Source organism: Enterovibrio paralichthyis (assembly GCF_019209835.1).
Lineage (GTDB): Bacteria > Pseudomonadota > Gammaproteobacteria > Enterobacterales > Vibrionaceae > Enterovibrio > Enterovibrio paralichthyis.
The window spans coordinates 27,850-46,882 of record NZ_JAHUTS010000022.1; the positions used below are offsets into that span (position 1 = coordinate 27,850).

Annotated in this window: 19 protein-coding genes; 8 read left to right on the top strand and 11 right to left on the bottom strand. The window is 50.7% G+C overall.

The window, feature by feature from the left end; translation table 11 throughout:
• Window positions 1–480: 480 nt before the first annotated feature.
• Together csdE and KU854_RS19470 are read right to left on the bottom strand one after the other, a co-directional pair.
• Entirely contained in the window at window positions 481–906 is a 426-nt protein-coding gene (csdE, locus tag KU854_RS19465; RefSeq protein WP_218360013.1) for a cysteine desulfurase sulfur acceptor subunit CsdE, read from the bottom strand.
• 11 nt (window positions 907–917) lie between these two features.
• Window positions 918–2,141 (bottom strand): aminotransferase class V-fold PLP-dependent enzyme, encoded by a 1,224-nt coding sequence (locus tag KU854_RS19470; protein ID WP_218360014.1) that lies wholly within the window; start codon window positions 2,139–2,141, stop codon window positions 918–920.
• A gap of 383 nt (window positions 2,142–2,524) precedes the next feature.
• On the opposite strand from KU854_RS19470, the gene KU854_RS19475 reads away from it, so the two are divergent.
• From KU854_RS19475 to rlmM, 4 genes are read left to right on the top strand one after another with little or no spacing between them, the layout of a single operon-like run.
• Window positions 2,525–3,430: a transcriptional regulator GcvA gene (locus KU854_RS19475; RefSeq protein WP_218360015.1), complete on the top strand. Its 906-nt coding sequence runs from the start codon at window positions 2,525–2,527 to the stop codon at window positions 3,428–3,430.
• Window positions 3,427–4,047 (top strand): alpha/beta family hydrolase, encoded by a 621-nt coding sequence (locus KU854_RS19480; RefSeq protein WP_218360016.1) that lies wholly within the window; start codon window positions 3,427–3,429, stop codon window positions 4,045–4,047. Before KU854_RS19475 ends, KU854_RS19480 begins: the two co-directional genes overlap by 4 nt.
• Entirely contained in the window at window positions 4,044–4,418 is a 375-nt protein-coding gene (locus tag KU854_RS19485) for a DUF423 domain-containing protein (RefSeq protein WP_218360017.1), read from the top strand. The genes KU854_RS19480 and KU854_RS19485 overlap by 4 nt, the downstream gene beginning before the upstream one ends.
• A 58-nt stretch (window positions 4,419–4,476) precedes the next feature.
• Window positions 4,477–5,544 (top strand): 23S rRNA (cytidine(2498)-2'-O)-methyltransferase RlmM, encoded by a 1,068-nt coding sequence (rlmM, locus tag KU854_RS19490; protein WP_218360018.1) that lies wholly within the window; start codon window positions 4,477–4,479, stop codon window positions 5,542–5,544.
• A 29-nt stretch (window positions 5,545–5,573) separates the two neighbouring features.
• Here rlmM and xni read toward each other — a convergent pair whose 3' ends face one another.
• The 5 genes from xni to queF form a co-directional block, all read right to left on the bottom strand.
• Complete coding sequence (xni, locus tag KU854_RS19495; RefSeq protein ID WP_218360019.1) at window positions 5,574–6,353, bottom strand: flap endonuclease Xni; 780 nt, start codon at window positions 6,351–6,353, stop codon at window positions 5,574–5,576.
• A 99-nt stretch (window positions 6,354–6,452) separates the two neighbouring features.
• On the bottom strand, window positions 6,453–7,823 hold the full coding sequence (gene ppnN / locus KU854_RS19500; protein ID WP_218360020.1) for a nucleotide 5'-monophosphate nucleosidase PpnN: 1,371 nt from the start codon (window positions 7,821–7,823) through the stop codon (window positions 6,453–6,455).
• Window positions 7,824–8,012: 189 nt separating this feature from the next.
• Window positions 8,013–9,569 carry a GGDEF domain-containing protein gene (locus KU854_RS19505; RefSeq protein WP_218360021.1) on the bottom strand — a complete coding sequence of 519 codons (1,557 nt, stop codon included), beginning with the start codon at window positions 9,567–9,569 and terminating at the stop codon, window positions 8,013–8,015.
• A 131-nt stretch (window positions 9,570–9,700) separates the two neighbouring features.
• A complete protein-coding gene (locus tag KU854_RS19510; RefSeq protein ID WP_218360022.1) occupies window positions 9,701–11,968 on the bottom strand; it encodes a tetratricopeptide repeat protein in 2,268 nt (755 codons plus the stop codon).
• 60 nt (window positions 11,969–12,028) lie between these two features.
• A complete protein-coding gene (queF, locus tag KU854_RS19515) occupies window positions 12,029–12,874 on the bottom strand; it encodes an NADPH-dependent 7-cyano-7-deazaguanine reductase QueF (RefSeq protein ID WP_218360023.1) in 846 nt (281 codons plus the stop codon).
• A 62-nt stretch (window positions 12,875–12,936) separates the two neighbouring features.
• On the opposite strand from queF, the gene syd reads away from it, so the two are divergent.
• Window positions 12,937–13,482 (top strand): SecY-interacting protein, encoded by a 546-nt coding sequence (gene syd, locus KU854_RS19520; RefSeq protein WP_218360024.1) that lies wholly within the window; start codon window positions 12,937–12,939, stop codon window positions 13,480–13,482.
• Window positions 13,483–13,488: 6 nt separating this feature from the next.
• Complete coding sequence (locus tag KU854_RS19525; RefSeq protein WP_218360025.1) at window positions 13,489–14,262, top strand: Zn-ribbon-containing protein; 774 nt, start codon at window positions 13,489–13,491, stop codon at window positions 14,260–14,262.
• A gap of 29 nt (window positions 14,263–14,291) precedes the next feature.
• On the opposite strand, the gene KU854_RS19530 is transcribed toward KU854_RS19525, so the two are convergent.
• The 4 genes from KU854_RS19530 to KU854_RS19545 all read right to left on the bottom strand — a co-directional run bounded on the left by KU854_RS19530 (window position 14,292) and on the right by KU854_RS19545 (window position 17,729).
• A complete protein-coding gene (locus KU854_RS19530) occupies window positions 14,292–14,567 on the bottom strand; it encodes a hypothetical protein (RefSeq protein ID WP_218360026.1) in 276 nt (91 codons plus the stop codon).
• A 43-nt stretch (window positions 14,568–14,610) separates the two neighbouring features.
• Entirely contained in the window at window positions 14,611–14,850 is a 240-nt protein-coding gene (locus KU854_RS19535) for a DUF2789 domain-containing protein (protein WP_218360027.1), read from the bottom strand.
• A 1,526-nt stretch (window positions 14,851–16,376) separates the two neighbouring features.
• Window positions 16,377–16,688, bottom strand: a complete 312-nt coding sequence (locus KU854_RS19540) for a DUF3301 domain-containing protein (protein ID WP_218360028.1) — start codon at window positions 16,686–16,688, stop codon at window positions 16,377–16,379.
• 3 nt (window positions 16,689–16,691) lie between these two features.
• Window positions 16,692–17,729, bottom strand: a complete 1,038-nt coding sequence (locus KU854_RS19545) for a DUF3549 family protein (RefSeq protein WP_218360029.1) — start codon at window positions 17,727–17,729, stop codon at window positions 16,692–16,694.
• Between the two features lie 161 nt (window positions 17,730–17,890).
• Here KU854_RS19545 and KU854_RS19550 point away from each other — a divergent pair, with 161 nt between their 5' ends.
• Window positions 17,891–18,217 carry a YqcC family protein gene (locus KU854_RS19550; RefSeq protein WP_054780485.1) on the top strand — a complete coding sequence of 109 codons (327 nt, stop codon included), beginning with the start codon at window positions 17,891–17,893 and terminating at the stop codon, window positions 18,215–18,217.
• Window positions 18,218–18,223: 6 nt separating this feature from the next.
• The gene (gene truC, locus KU854_RS19555; protein ID WP_255555651.1) at window positions 18,224–19,003 is read left to right on the top strand and encodes a tRNA pseudouridine(65) synthase TruC; all 780 of its coding nucleotides are present in this window, start codon (window positions 18,224–18,226) and stop codon (window positions 19,001–19,003) included.
• The last annotated feature ends 30 nt before the right edge of the window (window positions 19,004–19,033 follow it).

A 19,033-nucleotide genomic window follows, 5' to 3' on the forward strand; every position in this document is an offset into this window, starting at 1 on the left:
GGCACCATTAATTTATTTAGTTCTAGCGCAGTAAGGGTTGAAACCAGAGAAACTCATCTGATTTCTGAATAAGATTAGAATTTTTATGTGATGATTTAATGACCATCGAGTTCAAAGATATACGTTCTCAGGATTAAGGCAAAGCCATTAGAAGGGAATTTCTCAAAACAAGATCGCGATCCACAATATAAGACCATTCGTTATCGTAATGTTAACAAATGGATATGATTTCGATCTATTTGGCGATCCTTGCTGTTAATTGGCTGGTTTGGCTCAGCTTTTTCAAATTTGGTAAGGCAAGGTGTTGACGAATGGCTTGACTAAAAAGTGGTCGATTTAAGATAGGAAATAAAGCACTGATTATGCAAGTTTGATATGGCGTTTATTGAGCAAAGTCTCAGAGTTTTAGTGTTTTTTGTACGGTAAAATGACCAGTTAAAGCGATGATTTTACGCCCGGATCATCGCTTTTTAGGTGAATTTATATTTCCTTAATTTGCGTAATTATGGCGTTTATTCCATTGCTACGTGATTGGCTCAAATGGGCCAGTAAATCGAGTTGTTCAAAGTAGTGTTCAAAGTTAAAGGCAATGAGGGTGTCACGTTGCTTGCCGTGAACAGCGGCAAGTATGATTGCCAACAATCCTTTAACAATGCGTGCATCGGAGTCCGCACAAAACACGTAAACGCCATTGCATTCTTGCCAGCTAAGCCAAACCTTGCTCTCACAGCCGGGAACAGAAATGCTTTGATTTTTCGCTGCTTCATCTAGTGGTGGTAGCTTTTTCCCAAGCTGTATGATGTGGCGATACTTGTCTTCCCAGCTTCGGCTGTTGGCCATCAGATCTATGATGTCATCAGCAGTAATGTCTGTACCAAAAGGGTGTTGTTGGGTGATGTTTGTCATCTGGTTGTCCTCTAGAGCAAGTCGCAGGCTTTGCGGATTGCTTCAATACAGCGGTCGATATCTTCCTCCGTATTGTACAGGGCGATAGAGGCACGCACACAGCCATTGATGCCGATTGCATCCATCAGGGGATGGGCGCAGTGATGTCCTGAGCGCACTGCAATACCCTGTTGATCGAGCAGGGTAGCAAGGTCTGAGTGATGGACGCCTTCAACGTAGAAAGCAACTACGCTGGCTGCAGGTTGCAGTCCGACGATATTCAGATCATCGAGAGATTGAATACCGTTAACCAGCCGTTTCTGCAGGTGGGCAATGTGCCGCTCAGCAGCCTTCCTGTCGATGCTCTTGTACCAGGTGATCGCCTCTGCCAGTGCGATTGCGCCCGCGACATTGGGTGTTCCTGCTTCGAACTTGGCTGGAGATTGAGCGAACAATGTGCCGCCAAAAGACACTTTCTCAACCATTTTTCCGCCGCCATGCCATGGCGGCATTGCATCCAGCAATGCAGGTTTACCATAAAGTGCACCTATCCCCGCTGGAGCAAATACCTTGTGACCTGAGAATACGTAAAAATCAGCGTCGAGTTCAGTCACGTCTACGTGTTCATGCACCACGGCCTGAGCGCCATCTACGACGACAACAGCACCGATGTTGTGGGCTTTTTCAGTGATTTCCCGGATAGGATTGAGCGTACCGGTGACGTTGCTGATATGACAGACACACACCAGTTTGGTATTGCTATTCAGCAGGGCGTCCAGCTGTGCCATATCGAGTTGGCAACTAATCGGGTCGACCGGCCATTTCACGACTTTTGCGCCGGTCTGCTCAGCAACCAGCTGCCAGGGGACGATATTGGCGTGATGCTCCATCTCGCTGACCAGAATTTCATCGCCAGGCTTGAGGATGTGACGGCCATAGCTTTGCGCGATGAGATTAAGGGCTTCTGTCGCGCCCCGGCTCCAGACAATGCTGTTTTTCGGCGCACCCAGAAACTCTGCGACAGTGTCGCGCGCGGCTTCAAACTGGTTGGTCGCCGTTGATGTCAGGGAGTGGGAGCCGCGGTGTACGTTTGCATTGGCGCCAGAGTAGTAGCGGCTGATGCTTTCAATGACCTGACGGGGCTTTTGGGATGTCGCAGCACTGTCGAGATACACCAGTGGCTGTCCATGGATGTGTTGATCCAACGATGGAAAATCGCGACGAATTTGGTAAACGTCAAAAGGACGAGAGGTCATGGGCCGGTTCACTTTGTCTTGCTTTCACTCAGAATAGGGGATGATCGCTTTTCTGGCGGGTTAACTCAAGAGAAAGTAATGCTACTGAAATGGTTTTGGTGTGGGATTAAAAACAAAAAAAAGCACCGAGTATTAGACTCAGTGCCACGACAAATTTTTTGATAGATAGGCTTCAAAAAATATAGCAAGTATGAAAGGTAGTGATTACTACCGACATTCGGCATAACCGAAATATGCAAACACAACATCGCAACCACAAAATTCTACGCACGTAGGCTGCGTAAACCCCGTGGTGCGCGCAAATAATAGGTTTTCTCTGGTAGCCAGGCAATCGACATTTTATAATGTTTTGCATTAGAAAATCTTATGAATAAGGATGCGTTATGGCACGTCGACTTCCCCCTCTCAACGCCTTGCGGGTATTTGAAGCTGCAGCCCGTCACCTGAGCTTCACTCGCGCGGCTGAGGAGTTGTTCGTTACCCAGGCGGCAGTAAGTCACCAAATTAAAGCCCTGGAAGAATTTTTGGGGCTGAAGCTGTTCAGACGTCGTAACCGTTCCTTATTGTTGACGGAAGAAGGGCAAGGGTATTTTCTTGATATTAAAGATATATTTACCTCTTTGGCCGATGCGACGGATCGGGTGTTGGAGCGGGGAGCTAAAGGGGCGCTGACGATCAGTCTGCCGCCAAGTTTTGCGATTCAATGGCTGGTGCCAAGGCTTGCAGATTTCAACCAACAACACCCAGAAATCGATGTGCGAATCAAGGCAGTAGACTTGGAAGATGGTTCACTGACCGACGATGTTGACGTCGCTATTTACTATGGTCGCGGTAACTGGCCAGGATTGCGTTGTGACGAACTGTATCCGGAGTTTTTACTGCCGGTTTGCAGCCCTTCGGTCCTGAGTGGTGCCAAGCCCCTGACCTGTCTGGCTGATCTGAAACACCACACCCTTCTGCATGACCGTTCGCGCAAAGACTGGAAGGCGTATGCCAAGCATTATCAGATTACTGATATTAATCTCGACTACGGTCCAATTTTTAGCCACTCCGCCATGGTGCTTCAAGCAGCCGCGTTGGGGCAGGGCATTGCACTGAGCAACAATGTACTGGCTCAGCCAGAGCTGGAATCCGGTCGTTTGCTGTGCCCGTTTGAACATTTTCTGATGAGTAAAAACGCCTTTTATCTGGTCAGTCAGCAAAAAGATGCCGATTCCGGCCGTATTGCGGCGTTCAGGGAATGGATACTGGCGAAAGCCGCCGCAGAACAGGAGAGTATCTCTGCATGAGTCACGTATTAATTGATGGGCCAGAGACGGCCGAATATACCTTTATCTTTGCCCACGGGGCGGGTGCCGGTATGGAGCATGATTTCATGGTGGACGTGGCGCAGCGCATTGCTGCCCATGGTATCCGAGTGGTGCGTTTTAATTTTCCCTACATGGTGAAACGGGCTGAAGACGGGAAAAAACGCCCACCAGATCGTGCGCCGAAATTGCTTGAAGCGTTTAAGGATGTCGTGTCCCTGTATGGTGGGGAAAATACCGTGATTGGTGGGAAATCTATGGGAGGACGCATGGCCAGTCATATGGATGGTCATACCGGCGTTCAAGGCATTGCCTGCCTTGGCTTTCCTTTCCACCCACCGGGTAAATCGGAAAAGGACAAAGGCGGGCATCTGGCTGACATGACAACACCGACACTTATCCTGCAAGGAGAGCGTGATACGTTTGGCAACCGCTCTGAGCTGGAGGGGTATCCCTTGTCTGATAGAGTAACCCTCACCTTTATTCCTGATGGTGACCACAGCTTTAAACCGCGGAAGGCCTCCGGCTATACGGAAACGCAAAACCGACAACTGGCGGCGGATGAGATTGCCGCGTTTATCAAGGAAGTATGCCAATGACAGGAAAACACTTCGCGGTATTGGGCTGCATCTTTGCAGGTATTGCGGTCGCGCTGGGGGCATTCGCCGCCCATGCACTGAAAGCCCAGCTTCCTGCCTATGAGCTTTCAATTATTGAAAAAGGCGTTCAATACCAGTTTTGGCATGCGCTGGCTTTAATTGGCCTTGGTGCCTGGCTCCAGCTTCGCCCGCAGCGCCTGTTGGCCTTGGCGCTTGGCTTTATGGTGTTCGGTATGCTTTGTTTTAGTGGCAGTTTATATGGGTTGGCGCTAACAGACTGGCGCTGGCTTTGGCCTGTTACCCCAATCGGGGGAACAGGTTTTCTGATTGGCTGGGTGCTCGCGGCGATAGCAATCTGGCGCAATGCTTGAGTTAACCTGTTAGCTTGATCATAATGTCGCGTTATTTTTTCAGGTATGCAGGCTCGAAATGAACCAGATTTTATTGTATTGCCGCCAGGGCTTTGAAAAAGAGTGTGCGGGTGAAATTCAGGACAAAGCGACAGAAGTCGAAGTGTATGGTTTTCCACGTGTGGAAAAGAACACCGGCTATGTGCTGTTTGAGTGTTACCAGCAAGGCGATGCAGAAAAGCTGCTTCAGAAGCTGCCACTGACATCACTTATCTTTGCGCGGCAGATGATTGCGGTTGTTGACTCACTAAGCGATTTGGATCCGGGTGACCGTATTTCGCCCATTCTGGCGTTGGGTGGTGAGCTGCCTAAATGTGGTGATATCCGTGTAGAAACGCCGGATACCGCGCAGGCAAAAGAACTGCTCAAGTTCTGCCGTAAATTCACTGTGCCTTTGCGTCAGGCACTGCGTAAGCGTGGCGTATTGCTGGCAAAAGAAAACCCGAAAAAGCCGGTACTGCACGTTTGTTTTACGGCGCCAGGTTGTTGCCTCGTGGGCTACTCACTGACGAACAACAACTCACCGCACTTTATGGGTATTCACCGTCTTAAATTCCCACCTGAGGCGCCAAGCCGTTCAACCCTGAAGCTGGAAGAAGCGTTTCACGCATTTATTCCACGTGACGAGTGGGATGAGCGTCTAGCACCTGGCATGTGGGCGGTGGATTTGGGCGCATGTCCGGGTGGCTGGACGTATCAGTTAGTAAAACGCTCTATGTTTGTTCACGCTGTGGATAACGGCGCCATGGCGGAAAGCCTGATGGAAACCGGCCAGGTGAAATACCATGCGGTTGATGGTTTCAAGTTCGAGCCACCACGTAAGAACGTTTACTGGCTGGTGTGCGACATGATTGAAAAGCCTTACCGCGTGGCACAACTGATGGGTGAATGGCTGATCGAAGGCTGGGCAAAAGAAACTATCTTTAACCTCAAGCTGCCAATGAACCGCCGTTACGAGCAGGTGAGGGATGATCTACAAAACCTCAAGAAATTCCTGATTGAGAACGGTGTGAAATTTGAGATGCAGGCAAAGCATCTTTATCACGACCGTGAGGAAGTGACGGTTCACATCCGTGTACTGAAGTAATAAAAAACGGCAGCGAAAGCTGCCGTTTTTTATTGTACTGTTTCAGCCTGATACCGGATGTCCTGCAGATTGAAACCAAGAATTACATCAGTTTTCAGTGTTGCAACTTGCTTACAGCGAAGCGCCAGTGCCTCCTGCCCATCTAGTTTCTTTTTCCACTTTGGCTCGATATCGTCAGCGGCAAACAGCGCCTCCAGGTTGCCATAACGCTGGAGCAAGGTTGACGCGGTTTTCGGGCCAATACCAGGCACGCCAGATACACCGCTGGAACTAATGCCCGTCAGCCCCCAATAGTCAGTCAGTTGGGCCGGTTGTACGGCAAATTCTTTCTCAATAAACGGGCTGTCCAGCCAACGCTGCTGAAAGTAATCACGGATGCGGACAGTGGGTTGCAGTAGCTGGCAGTATCCTTTATCGGTGGAAACAATGGTCACCTGGCCATCATGGCTGGCGACTTTGATTGCGAGTGTGGCAATCATGTCATCAGCTTCATCACCGGAGGAGAGCAGGGAGTCGACGCCCATTTCCCAAAAGGCATCCTGGATATTGTCCAGCCCTTGCTGTAAGGCTTCTGGCATGGGCTTACGGCCTTGTTTGTATTCCGGCACCAATTCTGCCCGCCAGCCTCTGTCCTGCTCTGCATGATCAAAAACAGCCACAATGTGGGTTGGTGCAGAGGATTGAATGATTTTCTTTAGTGCACGGCAGCAGACCTGAGCCGTACCAGGAATGTCGTCAGGGTTTGGCTGTGCCGCATGCACACGGCGGATAAGGTTCATGGCGTCGATGATGACAAGATGAATGGACATGAGTCGCTCAATAAAAATGGCCCGTGAGGGCCATTCTAACCATAAACTGCCTGAAGGTGCAGGATTCAGGTATATCTGTTTGAGACAGTAGGGGAAATACTATTGCCCGTTGCTGCCCTGTACGATTTCATAGCAAGGGACGTAAGCAGTCCCTGGCAATTTCATGCGTTGTTGTTCAACAAAGCCCCGCAGCAGCTTGTCCATCTTCTTCATCAGCACACTGTCGCCATTGATTTTGAATGGGCCGTGGCGTTCAATTTCGCGGATCCCTTCTTCTTTCACGTTACCGGCTACAATGCCCGAGAAGGCCTGACGCAATGCCGACGCAAGTAATTCCGGACGCTGGTTCATGTGCAGGTCGAGATTCGCCATGTTCTCATGCGTTGGGGCAAACGGCAGTTGGAACTCCGGCGCGATTTTGAGTGACCAGTTGAATGAGTACGCATCACCGGTAGATTGGCGGTGCGCTTTCACTGCGGGCATGGCCTGCTTGATGATACGCGCGGCCTTGGCCGGATCGCCAATCACTATCTCATAGTACTGGGTTGCCTCTTCACCCAGCACATCCCGGATAAATTCATCAATGACACGGAAATAACTGGCGCTTTCCTCTGGGCCAGTAAGCACGACAGGCATTGGCTGCCCTTCGTTTTCCGGATGCATCAGTATGCCAAGCAGATAAAGCAGCTCTTCTGCCGTGCCTGCGCCACCAGGGAAGATAATGATCCCGTGACCAATACGTACAAATGCTTCCAGCCGTTTTTCGATATCCGGCATGATAACCAGTTCGTTCACAATCGGGTTTGGCGGCTCAGCTGCAATGATGGACGGCTCGGTCAGCCCAAGGAAGCGGCTGTCTTTTACCCGCTGTTTGGAGTGACCAATTGCCGCGCCTTTCATCGGGCCTTCCATTGCGCCCGGGCCACAACCTGTGCAGATATTCAGCTCGCGAAGACCAAGCTCATGGCCGACTTCTCGGGTGTACTGGTATTCCACTGGGTTGATGGAGTGACCACCCCAGCAAACCACGAGATCGGGATCTTTGCCCGGTACCAGCGCCTTGGCGTTACGCAGGATATCGAAGATCAGGTTGGTGACATGGCTGGAGTTGGTAAGGTTAAACACCTTGGCATGTTCCAGTTGCACGTTGACGTGAATGATATCGCGAAGCACGGAGAACATGTGCTCCTGTATTCCCCGGATAATTTTCCCGTCGACAAAAGCGTGCTCCGGCGGGTTAATCAGTTCCAGTTTGACGCCACGCTCGCGGCGCATTACGCGGATGTCGAAGGAGCGGTATTGTTCGAGTAATTCTTTTGAGCTGTCGGTATGGCTGCCTGAGTTCAAAACGGCCAGCGAGCAGTTTCGGTACAGGCGATAGAGATCGCTTTGCGCCGTGTCCTTGAGTCTGTCTACTTCAAGTTGGGATAAGAGATCCATCGCCCCGACCGGGCTGATATGCGTGATCATAGTCACCTCCTGTGCAGAGAAAACACACTGTATGGATGGAGGGTGCGAAGACACCATTATTTTTGTTTCGGCTGTTTTTATTCAATGGTTTAAAAATCAGTGTGTTAATAAACCATACACAGAGAATTTCGGATTAGCCAGTGATAGGGTAAAAAAACATCCAGCAGGAAGGAGATGAATATTGAGCGATCAGGACCAGAACAGTTTATTGCGTCCATTGTGCTTGGCGTTGTACAGCGCTGTGTCTGCACGCTCCAGGACATCGACCGGTGTATCTGTGCCGCGGAATACGCTGGCTCCCACAGAAACGGTGACCGTCAGACGGTCATCCTTGAACTTGAATGGTAGCTTAGCCACGGTTTCTCGGATGTTATCCAGGATAGCGTGACGAGTTTCCTCATTGGCATCCGGCAAAAGCACAACAAACTCTTCACCGCCGAAACGGGCGATAAAGTCGGTATCACGCAAGCATTGGTGAATGGTACGGGCTACCACTTTCAACACCTTGTCGCCGACCAGATGACCATATTGATCGTTAACATTTTTAAAGTGGTCAATGTCAATCATGGCCAGGCAGAAAGGAGTGTTGTAGCGGTGCCAGCAGCGGAATTCATGCTCAAGGCGATCATCCAGTGCTGCACGGTTGTAGACCTTGGTCAGGGGATCGAGCAGCAGCTTGCGCTCCTGATCGCCAAGACGTCGGCGGTAATCCATGGTCTGTTGGTAAAGCGCCTCGAGTTTCTGGTCAGCATGTTGCAGTTGCTCAAGCAATTGTTGTTCTCGTGCTTCCAGTTCTTTGTTTCTGGCCACGATAGCAGCCAAATTCACCGATACCTGTGAAAGGTTAGGGCGAAGCGTTTCGATAGAGGTATCCTGCTGAAGATGCATTTGCATTGCATCGACAGAAGCCGCGAGCTCATCCGTCAGCGCGCCACGCTGGCTGGCAAGAGACTGAGTACTGTCAATGGAGCGGCCGTTGTGACGTTGCAGTGCCGAGAGATCTTCGTTGACCTGGGCCAGGAAGGTCTGAGATGCCTTGCGTTCGTTGCGGGTGCCATCAAGGATAAGCTGGACAGATTCCAGCGTCAGTTCAAGCAGGCTCTGGGCATCCGGTGACAGCAAAAGGCGGCTTCGGATATCCAGCAGGCGATCACCCACTTCACCGTCAAAATCCAATTCAGTGATCAGGTGTTGTAACTGGCTGCAAAGCTGGTTGATGCGGTCAATATTGAGCAGATCACGTGCACTGAGGCCGTTGGATGGCAGAGAAAGCAGCTTGAGCGCACGCTCATACAGTTGCAACAAGCCGATGATTTTTTCTGTACTGCCTCTTTGCTGCGCCGCCGGGCTGGTCAACAAGGTGCGAAGGTCGCGTTTCAGCTGGGCGGGTAAACCGGGCAGGCACTTCAGCGTTTCGCCACTTTGCAGGAATTGGCATTCCAGCGCATCAGTGGATTTCTCAATTGCCTGATTGTGTCGGTTCACCATGCGCTCCACTAAAGCTAGTTGTGGGATGAGTCGGCTGACATTGTCCTGAGTGTCGAGATCACGATGGATTTGCGACAGGCGTTCGTTCAACTGTGTGTCGCCATGCACGCGGGAGGCAGCAATAAGACGGGAGATCAACCGTTTCAGGATCGCCGCTTCGCGTCGAGACTTTAAGGCCAGATCGCGAAATGCCAGCTGGGAATGCTGCAACTTTTCTTTAAGCTCGATGATATCTTCATCTGACGAGAAGTTGGACATAAAACGCGACTATATCTCCAAACCCCATCCAGACCGACAAAAGCCTGAAAAATAGGGTTGTTATTTCACTAACGCACGGGGGCAACGCCTAGCTATAACGGTTTATTGCTAGGCCTATCAATAGAATGGCGTCAGTTTTTATCAGAATCGTGAACCGTCTGCCAGTTAATTCCGCCGACCGCCGAAGTTTTAACCTTGATAAGCCCAGTGTTTATGCCGTCCAGACAGGCTTGGCGAACATGATTATCCGCAAAACAGGCTGCTGGCGTTGAGTCGATAGCGCTCAGGTGAACCCACTGGCTGGAGTGTTCAAGCTTGCAGGCCTGGCGCGCCGCGCCTGTTGCCATCAGCAGGATATCAATCAGTTCTTTGTCATTGATTGAGGTATAGGCGCGGGGCAGGAAGGGGTAGTCAGCCATCCCGATCCGCAGGCGGTCATCAACGTCTTCGAGACCACTTTTCTGGACAAAATCATCCACCATGGACTGAATACGTGCGGCCAGTTTTTCGGGCCCGCGGCGGGTTTCCGAATAGGCTTCGATATAGATGAACATGGCATCGGAAAAGTGATACAGGCGCGCTGGCTTGTGAATCACAGATTTTAGGTAATCCCCCAACTGGCGTTCGAGCTCCAGCCCTTGATGGTAGCCATGCTGCAGGTACACCACTTTGAGAAACGGAACTTCAAACATGGCAAAGCTCAGTTTGTCACTCAAAGGTTCGTGGATCATTTCTCCCAGATACCACTGTTCAAAGTGGGCGCTGCTTTTCGCCAGCGAGTTTGACAGCCTGTCATTGAGCATACGCAGGTTACGCAACCCACTGCGGGGGTGGGTATAAAGCTCGGTGCGCAGATCGTCGAGTTCTTGCTGGCGTAACGTTGCGGTGCGGTTACGCAGCAGCAGGATAAGCAGCAAGACTGCAAGGCTGCCAATCAAGAATAGGTTAACCTTTTTCTGCTCGACGATTTTCTCGGCATCTTCAGCCTGTTTGCGTTGCATGTCATCAAACTGAAGTTGCCGCTCAATCATGCGCTGACGATCAAGGAAAGACTCGGCTTCCTCGCGCTGCTTTTCAGTTTGGCTCTGCTGGGAAAGAACATCGTAGCGGCGTTGAACACTGAGCGCTTGTTGAAATTCCCCTTTTTTCTCGTAGGCTTTCGACAATGCTGACAGGCTTTGCAACGTAAGGTTAAGGCTTTGGACTTTCTCTGCGTTGTCCAGCGCTTGGGAAAGGGATTGGATAGCGGTGTCCGGTTTGTCCGCGGCGATCGCCATGTCACCGCTCAGGATCAGTGCATCGGTCAACGGACGGCGCAGCTCGTGTTTGGTGGCAATCTCAATGGCGTTGTCAACGTACTCGTCTGCGAGCTTGTACTTTTGTAGCTCGCGGTAAATCTTACCAATAGCGACATAAAGGCTGGCCATTTGTGCCGGACGTCCCAGCGAGGTCTCAATGTCCAGTGCATTGAAGTAGTTTGCCAGCGCAAAGTTGTAGCGTCCCTGTTCGCGGTAGATAGTCGCGAGCAGGGTTTGCGCTTCAGACAGCCCTCGGCTGATATCAAAACGGGCGTAAAACTCAGCGGCCTGGTTGGCATGTTGTTGTGCTTTTTCCAGCGCCCCCTGGTGCATATAAAGCGATGCCAGTGCCAGGTTTGCTTGGCCTATCTGGATGGTGAATTCGTTTTCACTGGCAAGCCAGTAGGCACTCAGTAATTCCGAGAGCGCGCGCTCATAGGATTTTCGGTTGAGATGATATTTGCCCAGAGCGATTTGGTAGCGCACCTTCCAGGACAGATCCGGGTTTTTGACCAACAGTGTTGCGACTTCGTCAAATTGAGCAAGGCTTTGCGCTTCTGTTTCCCCATTCTCGATAATGCAGGCATTGAGCAATTTTGACTCAAATTCCACGCGGGCAAGACTCGGTACTAGCTGATTGTCATCTGGCAGTTCTTCAAGCAAAGAATGAAGCAGTTTTACTGCCGTATTTGCCCTTCCATCCAGCGTGTAAAGCATTGATGCTTCAATGTACTTAGCACCCAGCCCTGCTAATTCGAGGTTGTTTTCAGCGATGAGTGCTTTTGCGAAGTTCAGTGCTTCCCAGGCTGCAGCATGGTTGCCTAACTCGCTGTTTGCTTTGGCGATGATGAGGTAAGCATGCACGGTGTTGAGTGGCGTTCGGATAGAGCGGTCCACTTCATTGTTCCCGTGAGCACGGTTTGCCGTATCCTCCAGCCGGCGCTGGATCAGATAGCGTTCTGACGCTTCCAGTGCTTTCTCCGGTGCGGTTTGCACCAGTTGTTCCGCTTCAAACAATGCGGGGGCGGAATACATACGGGCGTTGGCCGATGGACTGAGTGACAGGGACAGGGCAATCAGGGAAGCTGGCAAAAAGCGCATGGCGATAGGAATCTGAATGAGTGAAACAGGCGGGCTCTTAAAACGGAGCCCGCATGGGAATTACTGGCGCGCCAGGCGGTTGTTCTCGCTTGGCGTTTTACCCATGTTGGTACGGTATGGGTTGATATCCAGACCGCCACGGCGGGTATAGCGTGCGTACACTGTCAGCAACTCTGGCTGGCAGTAATGCATGATGTCGGTAAAGATACGCTCGACACATTGCTCGTGGAATTCATTGTGGCGACGGAATGAGACAATGTAGCGCAGCAATTTTTCGCGATTGATGCGTTTGCCTTTGTAGGCAATGCGCACCGAGCCCCAATCCGGTTGGCTGGTGATCAGACAGTTGGATTTTAAAAGGTTGCTGTTCACGGTTTCGGTGACGACCGGGCCGTCCGCAGCACCTTCTAACAGGCTAGGATCGAATTCGTAATTGTCGATTTCGATATCCTGCTCATCGATGTTCTCGCCACCAAAGGCGATAACAGGCGCGTTGGTGAACTCCTCCAGTGGAGAGAGGGTTACATCCACATCTTCACCGGCACAGGCTGACAAATCTTTTGCCAGTGTGTTCACCACTTCCTGCCAGTTTTCAAATTTGGTCTGGTTGAAGCTGTTGAGGTAGAGCTTGAATGACTTGGATTCAATCAGGTTCGGGCTGGTGGCAGGCAGGCGCACTTCACCAATCGCCACTTGTGGCAGGCCTTTCGGGTTCAGCCACGACAGTTCGTAGAGCGTCCAGATATCGTAGCCGCTGAATGGCAGCGAATCGCCCAGGTTCAGGTCATCGCGGTTGAGGCTACGTGGTACGGGTTGCAGCAGTTCGGGGGCATAATGCTCCTGATAGTCCGTTTTCTGACCTAACGTCAGGCCAGCGAGTTCTTTTGCATCTTGATATTTGCTCATACGGTTTTGCCACGGATCGATTAGAATGCGCAAAGTTTACTGAATCTTGAGGAATCTTGCTAATGAATCACTCTGTCACCCGTGCGCTTTGGTCTTTCAGTGAGCGCTTTGTTGACGGCTGGCACCAGAAACATGGTTCAAAGCCACAAAGTGACGCCTATTTGGGGCTCGAGTCGCCATGTACGGTACAGGAAACCAACGGGGTGGTGATTTGGCAACCGGTCAAGCGCGAAGCGTTGGCTGACTTTTCCAACGTGGAAAATGGCATTGGTATTCAGCTTCATGATGACATTAAAGCCTTTTATGCCGGTCAGTATTGTGGCGATATGCTGGCGCGTTTTGACGGGCTTTCGCTGGAGCTGATTCAGGTGTGGAGTGATGAGGATTTGCCGCGTTTGCAGGAAAATATCCTCGGCCACCTTTTGATGCAAAAGCGCCTTAAGCAAAATCCAACTGTGTTTATCGCGGCAACGGATGACGAACTGGATGTGGTTTCTATCTGCAATGTCAGTGGCGAGGTGATCAAAGAGCGAATTGGCACTGCTAACCGGACGGTACTGGCACCTAACGTGGAAACCTTTTTGTCGCAACTGACGCCAGAGGTTTAACCGTCGATGTATGTTGTAGAACTCACTTTCGAATGCTTTGATAACACCACCATTTCAGCCGTTGACCGGGCGGTAAATGGCCTGATGGATGCACTTCGCTACAACGGCCAGGTATTGGGACGGGAATTTCCAATGGTAATGGGAGACGGCCAATTCCATGTGCGTGCAGTGTGCCCGGAAAAAGACAGCCTGAGCCCAAAATACAGCAGCCCACAGGTGAAGCAAAAACTGAAACAACTGACAGATGCCTGCCTGTTGTCTCCGAAAGTGAAAGTGCTTGGGCGCGATATTAACTCTGAAGAGAGTGCACCCGATGAAGCGCGGAGCTGGCAGGTGATGTACACCACCTATGTTCACACCTGCTCACCATTGCGATGTGGTGAAACCCTGCTGCCAATTCCGCTTTATCGCATTCCTGCCACCTTTAATGGCGATCACAAAGCAGAAGTAAAGTGGCAGACCGAATGGCAGGCTTGCGATGAAATCCAGATGGCAGGCGCATTTAAGGCTGAGCATGCGGCTTTGGCGGAGATCCAGGATGCCGATAGCTTGCTGTTCCGCAAAGGGTGGGATATCCGTGGCCGTATTGAATACCTGACCAAGGTGCCTACGTACTACTATCAATACCGCGTCGGCGGAACGGATAAAGAGGGTGAGCTGGCAAGGAAATGCCCGAAATGTGGCGGCGAGTGGCTGCTGGAATCGCCACTGCACGATGTTTTCCACTTTAAGTGCGACGCTTGCCGTTTGGTCTCCAATCTCTCCTGGGACTTTCAATAGCAAAATTGGCCATTGAAACCCAGGCTTGGTTACTGGCGTTGCTCCAGCGCTTCAATGCGTGCAGTCAACGCCTTAACCTGTGCTTCCAGCTCGGCAATTCTCTGTTGAGCATCTTTCTCTTTCTCAACCAGTTCCACTTTGGGCACGGTACCGTTTTTCTTCCAACGCTGCAGCGCACTGATGATCAGCGGCATTGGCACGGGTTCGCTCAAGCGGCTTTTAATCAGCGCGACACTCGGGGTTTTCTGCTCAGCGACCAGGGTGTCTATGGCTTGTTGCAAAACGGAAGTGAAATCTTTGCTCATGGGGCTGTCCTTAAGGTAAGTGCGCATGGGCGCAAGAAATACCTTAACTTCTCCCTTTGCGCAACAGGGTGTCGAGTATATCGATATGCTCCGCCCAGTCCGCATCTTGGTGCATAGCCTCTTCGAGGAACTGGCGTTGACTTGGCGACCAGAAAGCCGCTTGCGCCAGACTCTCGTCATCAGAAAGGTGGTGGTTGGCTATAAATGTGTTGATAGCTTGGCTGTCAGCCGCTAATCCCAGCTGTTTAAACAGGTTTTCAAGATCATGGTTAAACACTTCCATCGTGCACCTCCTGTGAATATTCCGACAGTATAGAAGCTGATACTGCCAGTCACCGTGGTTATCTGTGAGAGATCTCTTACGCGCAAGTAGGATTATCCTGTTTTTAGTGATGGCTAAATCGGTAGCTCCTGTATTTAAATTCTTTAAATACAGCTTGTTACACGAACCTTCGTGTGGTGGGTGAAAAAATGTGACCCTCATCAGTAAGGGGAGGCTTGTTTAAGAAAACGGTTGGCGTAATCTTTTGGGTGTCGGAAGGGAACTGACACACGGAACAGGAACTAACACCACGGACTTGGTCGCTCAGGATGAGCAGGTAATGCAAGGAATGTGTTGCCGGCAAGGAAAGCGGAATTAGGGACACGGATGGAACCGTTGCAGTAAGCAGGATGTTTACTGGTCAGGATGACACTTAGGACAACCCGGGATTGGGGGCTTAAGGAAATCACTTCAGGACGAAGTAAGGACACCCTCAGGAAGAGGATGAGAATCGAGAATCGGAATGCTCGATGGGTCATGGTAAGACCGAAGGACACCTCCAGGAAGGAGAGATAAGGATTACGCTGAAGGAATCAGCTACTGATCAAGGACTGATGCAGGGAGCAAATTTCGTAGCCGGATAGCTGCAAGTAAGACCTCAAGGGCGCGACGAAAGTCGCGCCCGCTCTTTTTTGTAGCGCTGCATTTCCCAAGCTTTTCTTCGCGGAGCGTTATCGCTTTTACCCCATCTTTGGTTTCTAATCTCTAATCTCTTGTCTCGCTCTTTGTTCTCTGCCTTTTCTGTCTCCACATCAAGAATATAACCACAAGCTGATAACAAATTAGCGATAAATGCTGATCCTCAACGGAAACGCCCAAAGTTGACGGTGCATTATTCGGTTGATATAGCTGACAGGCTTGTGAGATATCTCTTACATGAAGGTAAGAAACGACTGTTTTCAGTAGGGATAGTGGTAAAAGTCTTAAAAATAAAAGATTAAAATTCAATGGTTTGTGTGATTGTGTGATTGTGTGTTTGATAAGTGTGATGAGAATCACGCTGAGGTTGGTTGTTTTGGAAATTGGTTCGCGTAATCTTCTCGGTGTCGGAAGGGAACTGACACACGGAACAGGAACTAACACCACGGACTTGGTTGCTCAGGATGAGCAGGTAATGCAAGGAATGTGTTACCAGCAAGGAAAGCGGAATTAGGGACACGGATGGAACCGTAGCAGTAAGCAGGATGTTTACTGGTCAGGATGACACTTAGGACAACCCGGGATTGGGGGCTTAAGGAAATCACTTCAGGACGAAGTAAGGACACCCTCAGGACGAGGATGAGAGTCGAGAACTGGAATGCTCGATGGGTCATGGTAAGACCGAAGGACACCTCCAGGAAGGAGAGATAAGGATTACGCTGAAGGAATCAGCTACTGATCAAGGATTGATGCAGGGAGCAAATTTCGTAGCCGGATAGCTGCAAGTAAGACCTTAAGGGCGCGACGAAAGTCGCGCCCGTTCTTTTTTCTGCGCCACAAACTTTTTCTTAATGGCCTTCTATCACTGGATACGCAGGCATATACATCTCCTGGATCCGCATTCCTTTCATCACGGCATAGCCCTGATAGCAATCAAGACCGTTCACTGAAAATTCAAAGTAATAGCGGGTCTGGATATTCAAAGGCCCTTTTGGCCAACCGAAAGAATGGCTTCCCCGCGCAATAGAAATAAGCTGTACATCGACCTGTTGGCAGCGGCGCTGGATAAAGCCTCTGGCCAACTCACTCTGGCGACGTTGCTGCCAGAACAGACTGGCGGCAACGGCTATCAATAGAATCCACAGCAGATCGCTAATCATGGCTCAGGCCTTCACGCTTTGTTGCAGTTGCTTGACTGCCTCAAGCAGTGTCGGTGAAGCAGCGCCGTGCAACAGTGACAACACCTGTGGACGCAGGGCTGGGATCATCACCAAATCCGCAACCATTTGCTGGAAAAAAGCTTGATCGTTTTGTTCTGCCACGGCGATGAGGAACGTATCCAGCAAATCGCTTTGGCTGAGCGCCTGCCAGCAACGTCCGGCAATGGCAATCAACATTTCCCGGTGGCGAAGGGAAGGCTGTGCCAGAACAGTTTCAATGATCCGCTGTAACCTTGAAGATTCGGCACCTGCCAAAGCCCTGACATGGGCGGTAAGCAAAAACAGATCGGCTTCATTGCTAGCAAGCTGTGCCTGAATAGCGTCTTCGAGTCGCTCTGCCAGTGATGCGGGAACCGCGCAGTGCTCAAGACAACCCAATAACGCATATTTCGGGGTTTCCGGCATATTGGCAACCGCCTTGCGCAGGCGGGTAAGGTTATTGTGCTTGTCCATACGAGCGCAGAGGTCTGCAATACCCTGCAGGCCAACGCCCTGCCATTGCTCCCAGCCCAGCTCACCAGAGGTGTAGTGCTGCGCATGGTCATAATACTGGCTGGCAGGCTGGTTCAGGCGTGAGGTCAAAAAGGCATGGAAAATCGCCTTTTTGTCATCCTGCGGGTTGAAGGTATAGGGGTTGTTTGCCAGCTTCTCCTGCTCTTCCTCGGTCGGGGTTTTGTCCAGTGTTGCGCCCATAGCTTGTGCTACGTACTGGATAAAATCCCCCAGTGCGGCTTGGTTTAGTAACCCCCGCTCATCAAGTGGCATTTTGAGGAACCAAATCCACGGCGCTTGACCTGCCTGCCAAAAGGCGATGCCCAACTGAGCATGCTGTTGGATAGGGTAGGGATAGGGCGCGCGGTTTTCTTCAATGGCAACAAAATCCTTTTGGCTGATTTCTGTCACGCGGCGGCTGAGATCAAACACCAGATAATCACAGTTGGCTTGATCGAGAATGGCATGAAGAGAGAGCGAATTTTCCATAAAACTTCTATTGCTGTTGCCACTGCTGGCGGTAAATAAGAAAGGCATCAGTATATCAGCCGTAATTCTGGATGCGGAGTTTTCACCGCCTCCTGTGTTTTTTGATATGCTTGCGCGAACCTGAAATTTCAACCCATGCTGCTAAAGAAGAGAGCATTATCATGAACCAACACCAAAAAGTCGGCGTGTTGCTGGTGCAGTTACAGGATGCCCTTGAGCAACATGGTTACTGGCAACCGACACCGCCTTCTGAAGACAAACTGGCCAGCACTGAGCCATTTGCCATTGATACCCTGTCTTGTACCGAGTGGCTGCAATGGATTTTTCTGCCAAAGATGCAATTTTTGGTCGAACACAACTTTCCGCTTCCGCAGGCTTTTTCCATTTCACCCTACGTGGAAGAGGCGTTGAAAGGTGCTGAAGGCGGGCAGGCTATTACCCAGGTGTCGGTAGATATCGACGCTTTGTTCAGTCACGCATCACAGTAAGTCATTATGCAATTAGAAAACATGCCATCAGAAGAAGTGCGGTTGGAAGCACCGGAAAAAGTAGAACTTGAGATACTGTATCGCGATGAATGGTTAGTCGCGGTCAACAAACCGTCCGGCATGCTGGTCCACCGCTCCTGGCTCGATAAAGCAGAAACGCGCTTTGTGATGCAAACCCTGCGTGATCAGATTGGCCAGCATGTGTTTCCGCTGCACCGTCTGGATCGCCCAACATCCGGTGTGTTGCTGTTTGCCCTGTCTTCTGAAATGGCCTCACAGATGATGCCAAAGTTTGCCGGTCGTGATATCCACAAAACCTACCATGCAGTTGTACGTGGTTGGGTAAAAGAAGGGGCGACGCTCGATTATCCGCTCAAAGAAGAGTTGGATAAGGTCGCTGACAAGTTCGCTACCGCAGAGCCAGAGGCGAAAGAGGCCATTACTGAATATCAGCCTGTTGCCTATGCGGAACTGCCAATCCCAATGGGGCGCTACCAAAGCTGCCGTTACACGCTGGTGGAAATGAAGCCGCATACTGGGCGAAAGCATCAGCTTCGACGTCATATGCACCACTTGAGTCACCACATTGTCGGTGATGTAAACCATGGCGATGGCAGACACAACCGCTTGTTTAGACAAGAATTTGACTGTCACCAATTGCTTTTACATGCATCACGTACGGAGTTTTTGCATCCGGTCACTGGAGAGCCATTGGTGATTGAAGCCAAAGTTGACCCTGTCTGGCGACGTGTGCTCGACGGCCTTGGCTGGCAGGAGTTGTTGTAATAAAAAAACCGCCGTCGGCGGTTTTTTTAA

What these genes read in the sequence shown, in the direction of transcription:
- KU854_RS19545 (WP_218360029.1), bottom strand. Translation starts at nt 17,729, where the DNA reads ATGGAAAATTCGCTCTCTCTTCATGCCATTCTCGATCAAGCCAACTGT.
- KU854_RS19485 (WP_218360017.1), top strand. Translation starts at nt 4,044, where the DNA reads ATGACAGGAAAACACTTCGCGGTATTGGGCTGCATCTTTGCAGGTATT.
- KU854_RS19540 (WP_218360028.1), bottom strand. Translation starts at nt 16,688, where the DNA reads ATGATTAGCGATCTGCTGTGGATTCTATTGATAGCCGTTGCCGCCAGT.
- rlmM (WP_218360018.1), top strand. Translation starts at nt 4,477, where the DNA reads ATGAACCAGATTTTATTGTATTGCCGCCAGGGCTTTGAAAAAGAGTGT.
- KU854_RS19475 (WP_218360015.1), top strand. Translation starts at nt 2,525, where the DNA reads ATGGCACGTCGACTTCCCCCTCTCAACGCCTTGCGGGTATTTGAAGCT.
- ppnN (WP_218360020.1), bottom strand. Translation starts at nt 7,823, where the DNA reads ATGATCACGCATATCAGCCCGGTCGGGGCGATGGATCTCTTATCCCAA.
- KU854_RS19505 (WP_218360021.1), bottom strand. Translation starts at nt 9,569, where the DNA reads ATGTCCAACTTCTCGTCAGATGAAGATATCATCGAGCTTAAAGAAAAG.
- truC (WP_255555651.1), top strand. Translation starts at nt 18,224, where the DNA reads ATGCAATTAGAAAACATGCCATCAGAAGAAGTGCGGTTGGAAGCACCG.
- xni (WP_218360019.1), bottom strand. Translation starts at nt 6,353, where the DNA reads ATGTCCATTCATCTTGTCATCATCGACGCCATGAACCTTATCCGCCGT.
- KU854_RS19550 (WP_054780485.1), top strand. Translation starts at nt 17,891, where the DNA reads ATGAACCAACACCAAAAAGTCGGCGTGTTGCTGGTGCAGTTACAGGAT.
- KU854_RS19510 (WP_218360022.1), bottom strand. Translation starts at nt 11,968, where the DNA reads ATGCGCTTTTTGCCAGCTTCCCTGATTGCCCTGTCCCTGTCACTCAGT.
- csdE (WP_218360013.1), bottom strand. Translation starts at nt 906, where the DNA reads ATGACAAACATCACCCAACAACACCCTTTTGGTACAGACATTACTGCT.
- KU854_RS19480 (WP_218360016.1), top strand. Translation starts at nt 3,427, where the DNA reads ATGAGTCACGTATTAATTGATGGGCCAGAGACGGCCGAATATACCTTT.
- syd (WP_218360024.1), top strand. Translation starts at nt 12,937, where the DNA reads ATGAATCACTCTGTCACCCGTGCGCTTTGGTCTTTCAGTGAGCGCTTT.
- KU854_RS19470 (WP_218360014.1), bottom strand. Translation starts at nt 2,141, where the DNA reads ATGACCTCTCGTCCTTTTGACGTTTACCAAATTCGTCGCGATTTTCCA.
- queF (WP_218360023.1), bottom strand. Translation starts at nt 12,874, where the DNA reads ATGAGCAAATATCAAGATGCAAAAGAACTCGCTGGCCTGACGTTAGGT.
- KU854_RS19525 (WP_218360025.1), top strand. Translation starts at nt 13,489, where the DNA reads ATGTATGTTGTAGAACTCACTTTCGAATGCTTTGATAACACCACCATT.
- KU854_RS19530 (WP_218360026.1), bottom strand. Translation starts at nt 14,567, where the DNA reads ATGAGCAAAGATTTCACTTCCGTTTTGCAACAAGCCATAGACACCCTG.
- KU854_RS19535 (WP_218360027.1), bottom strand. Translation starts at nt 14,850, where the DNA reads ATGGAAGTGTTTAACCATGATCTTGAAAACCTGTTTAAACAGCTGGGA.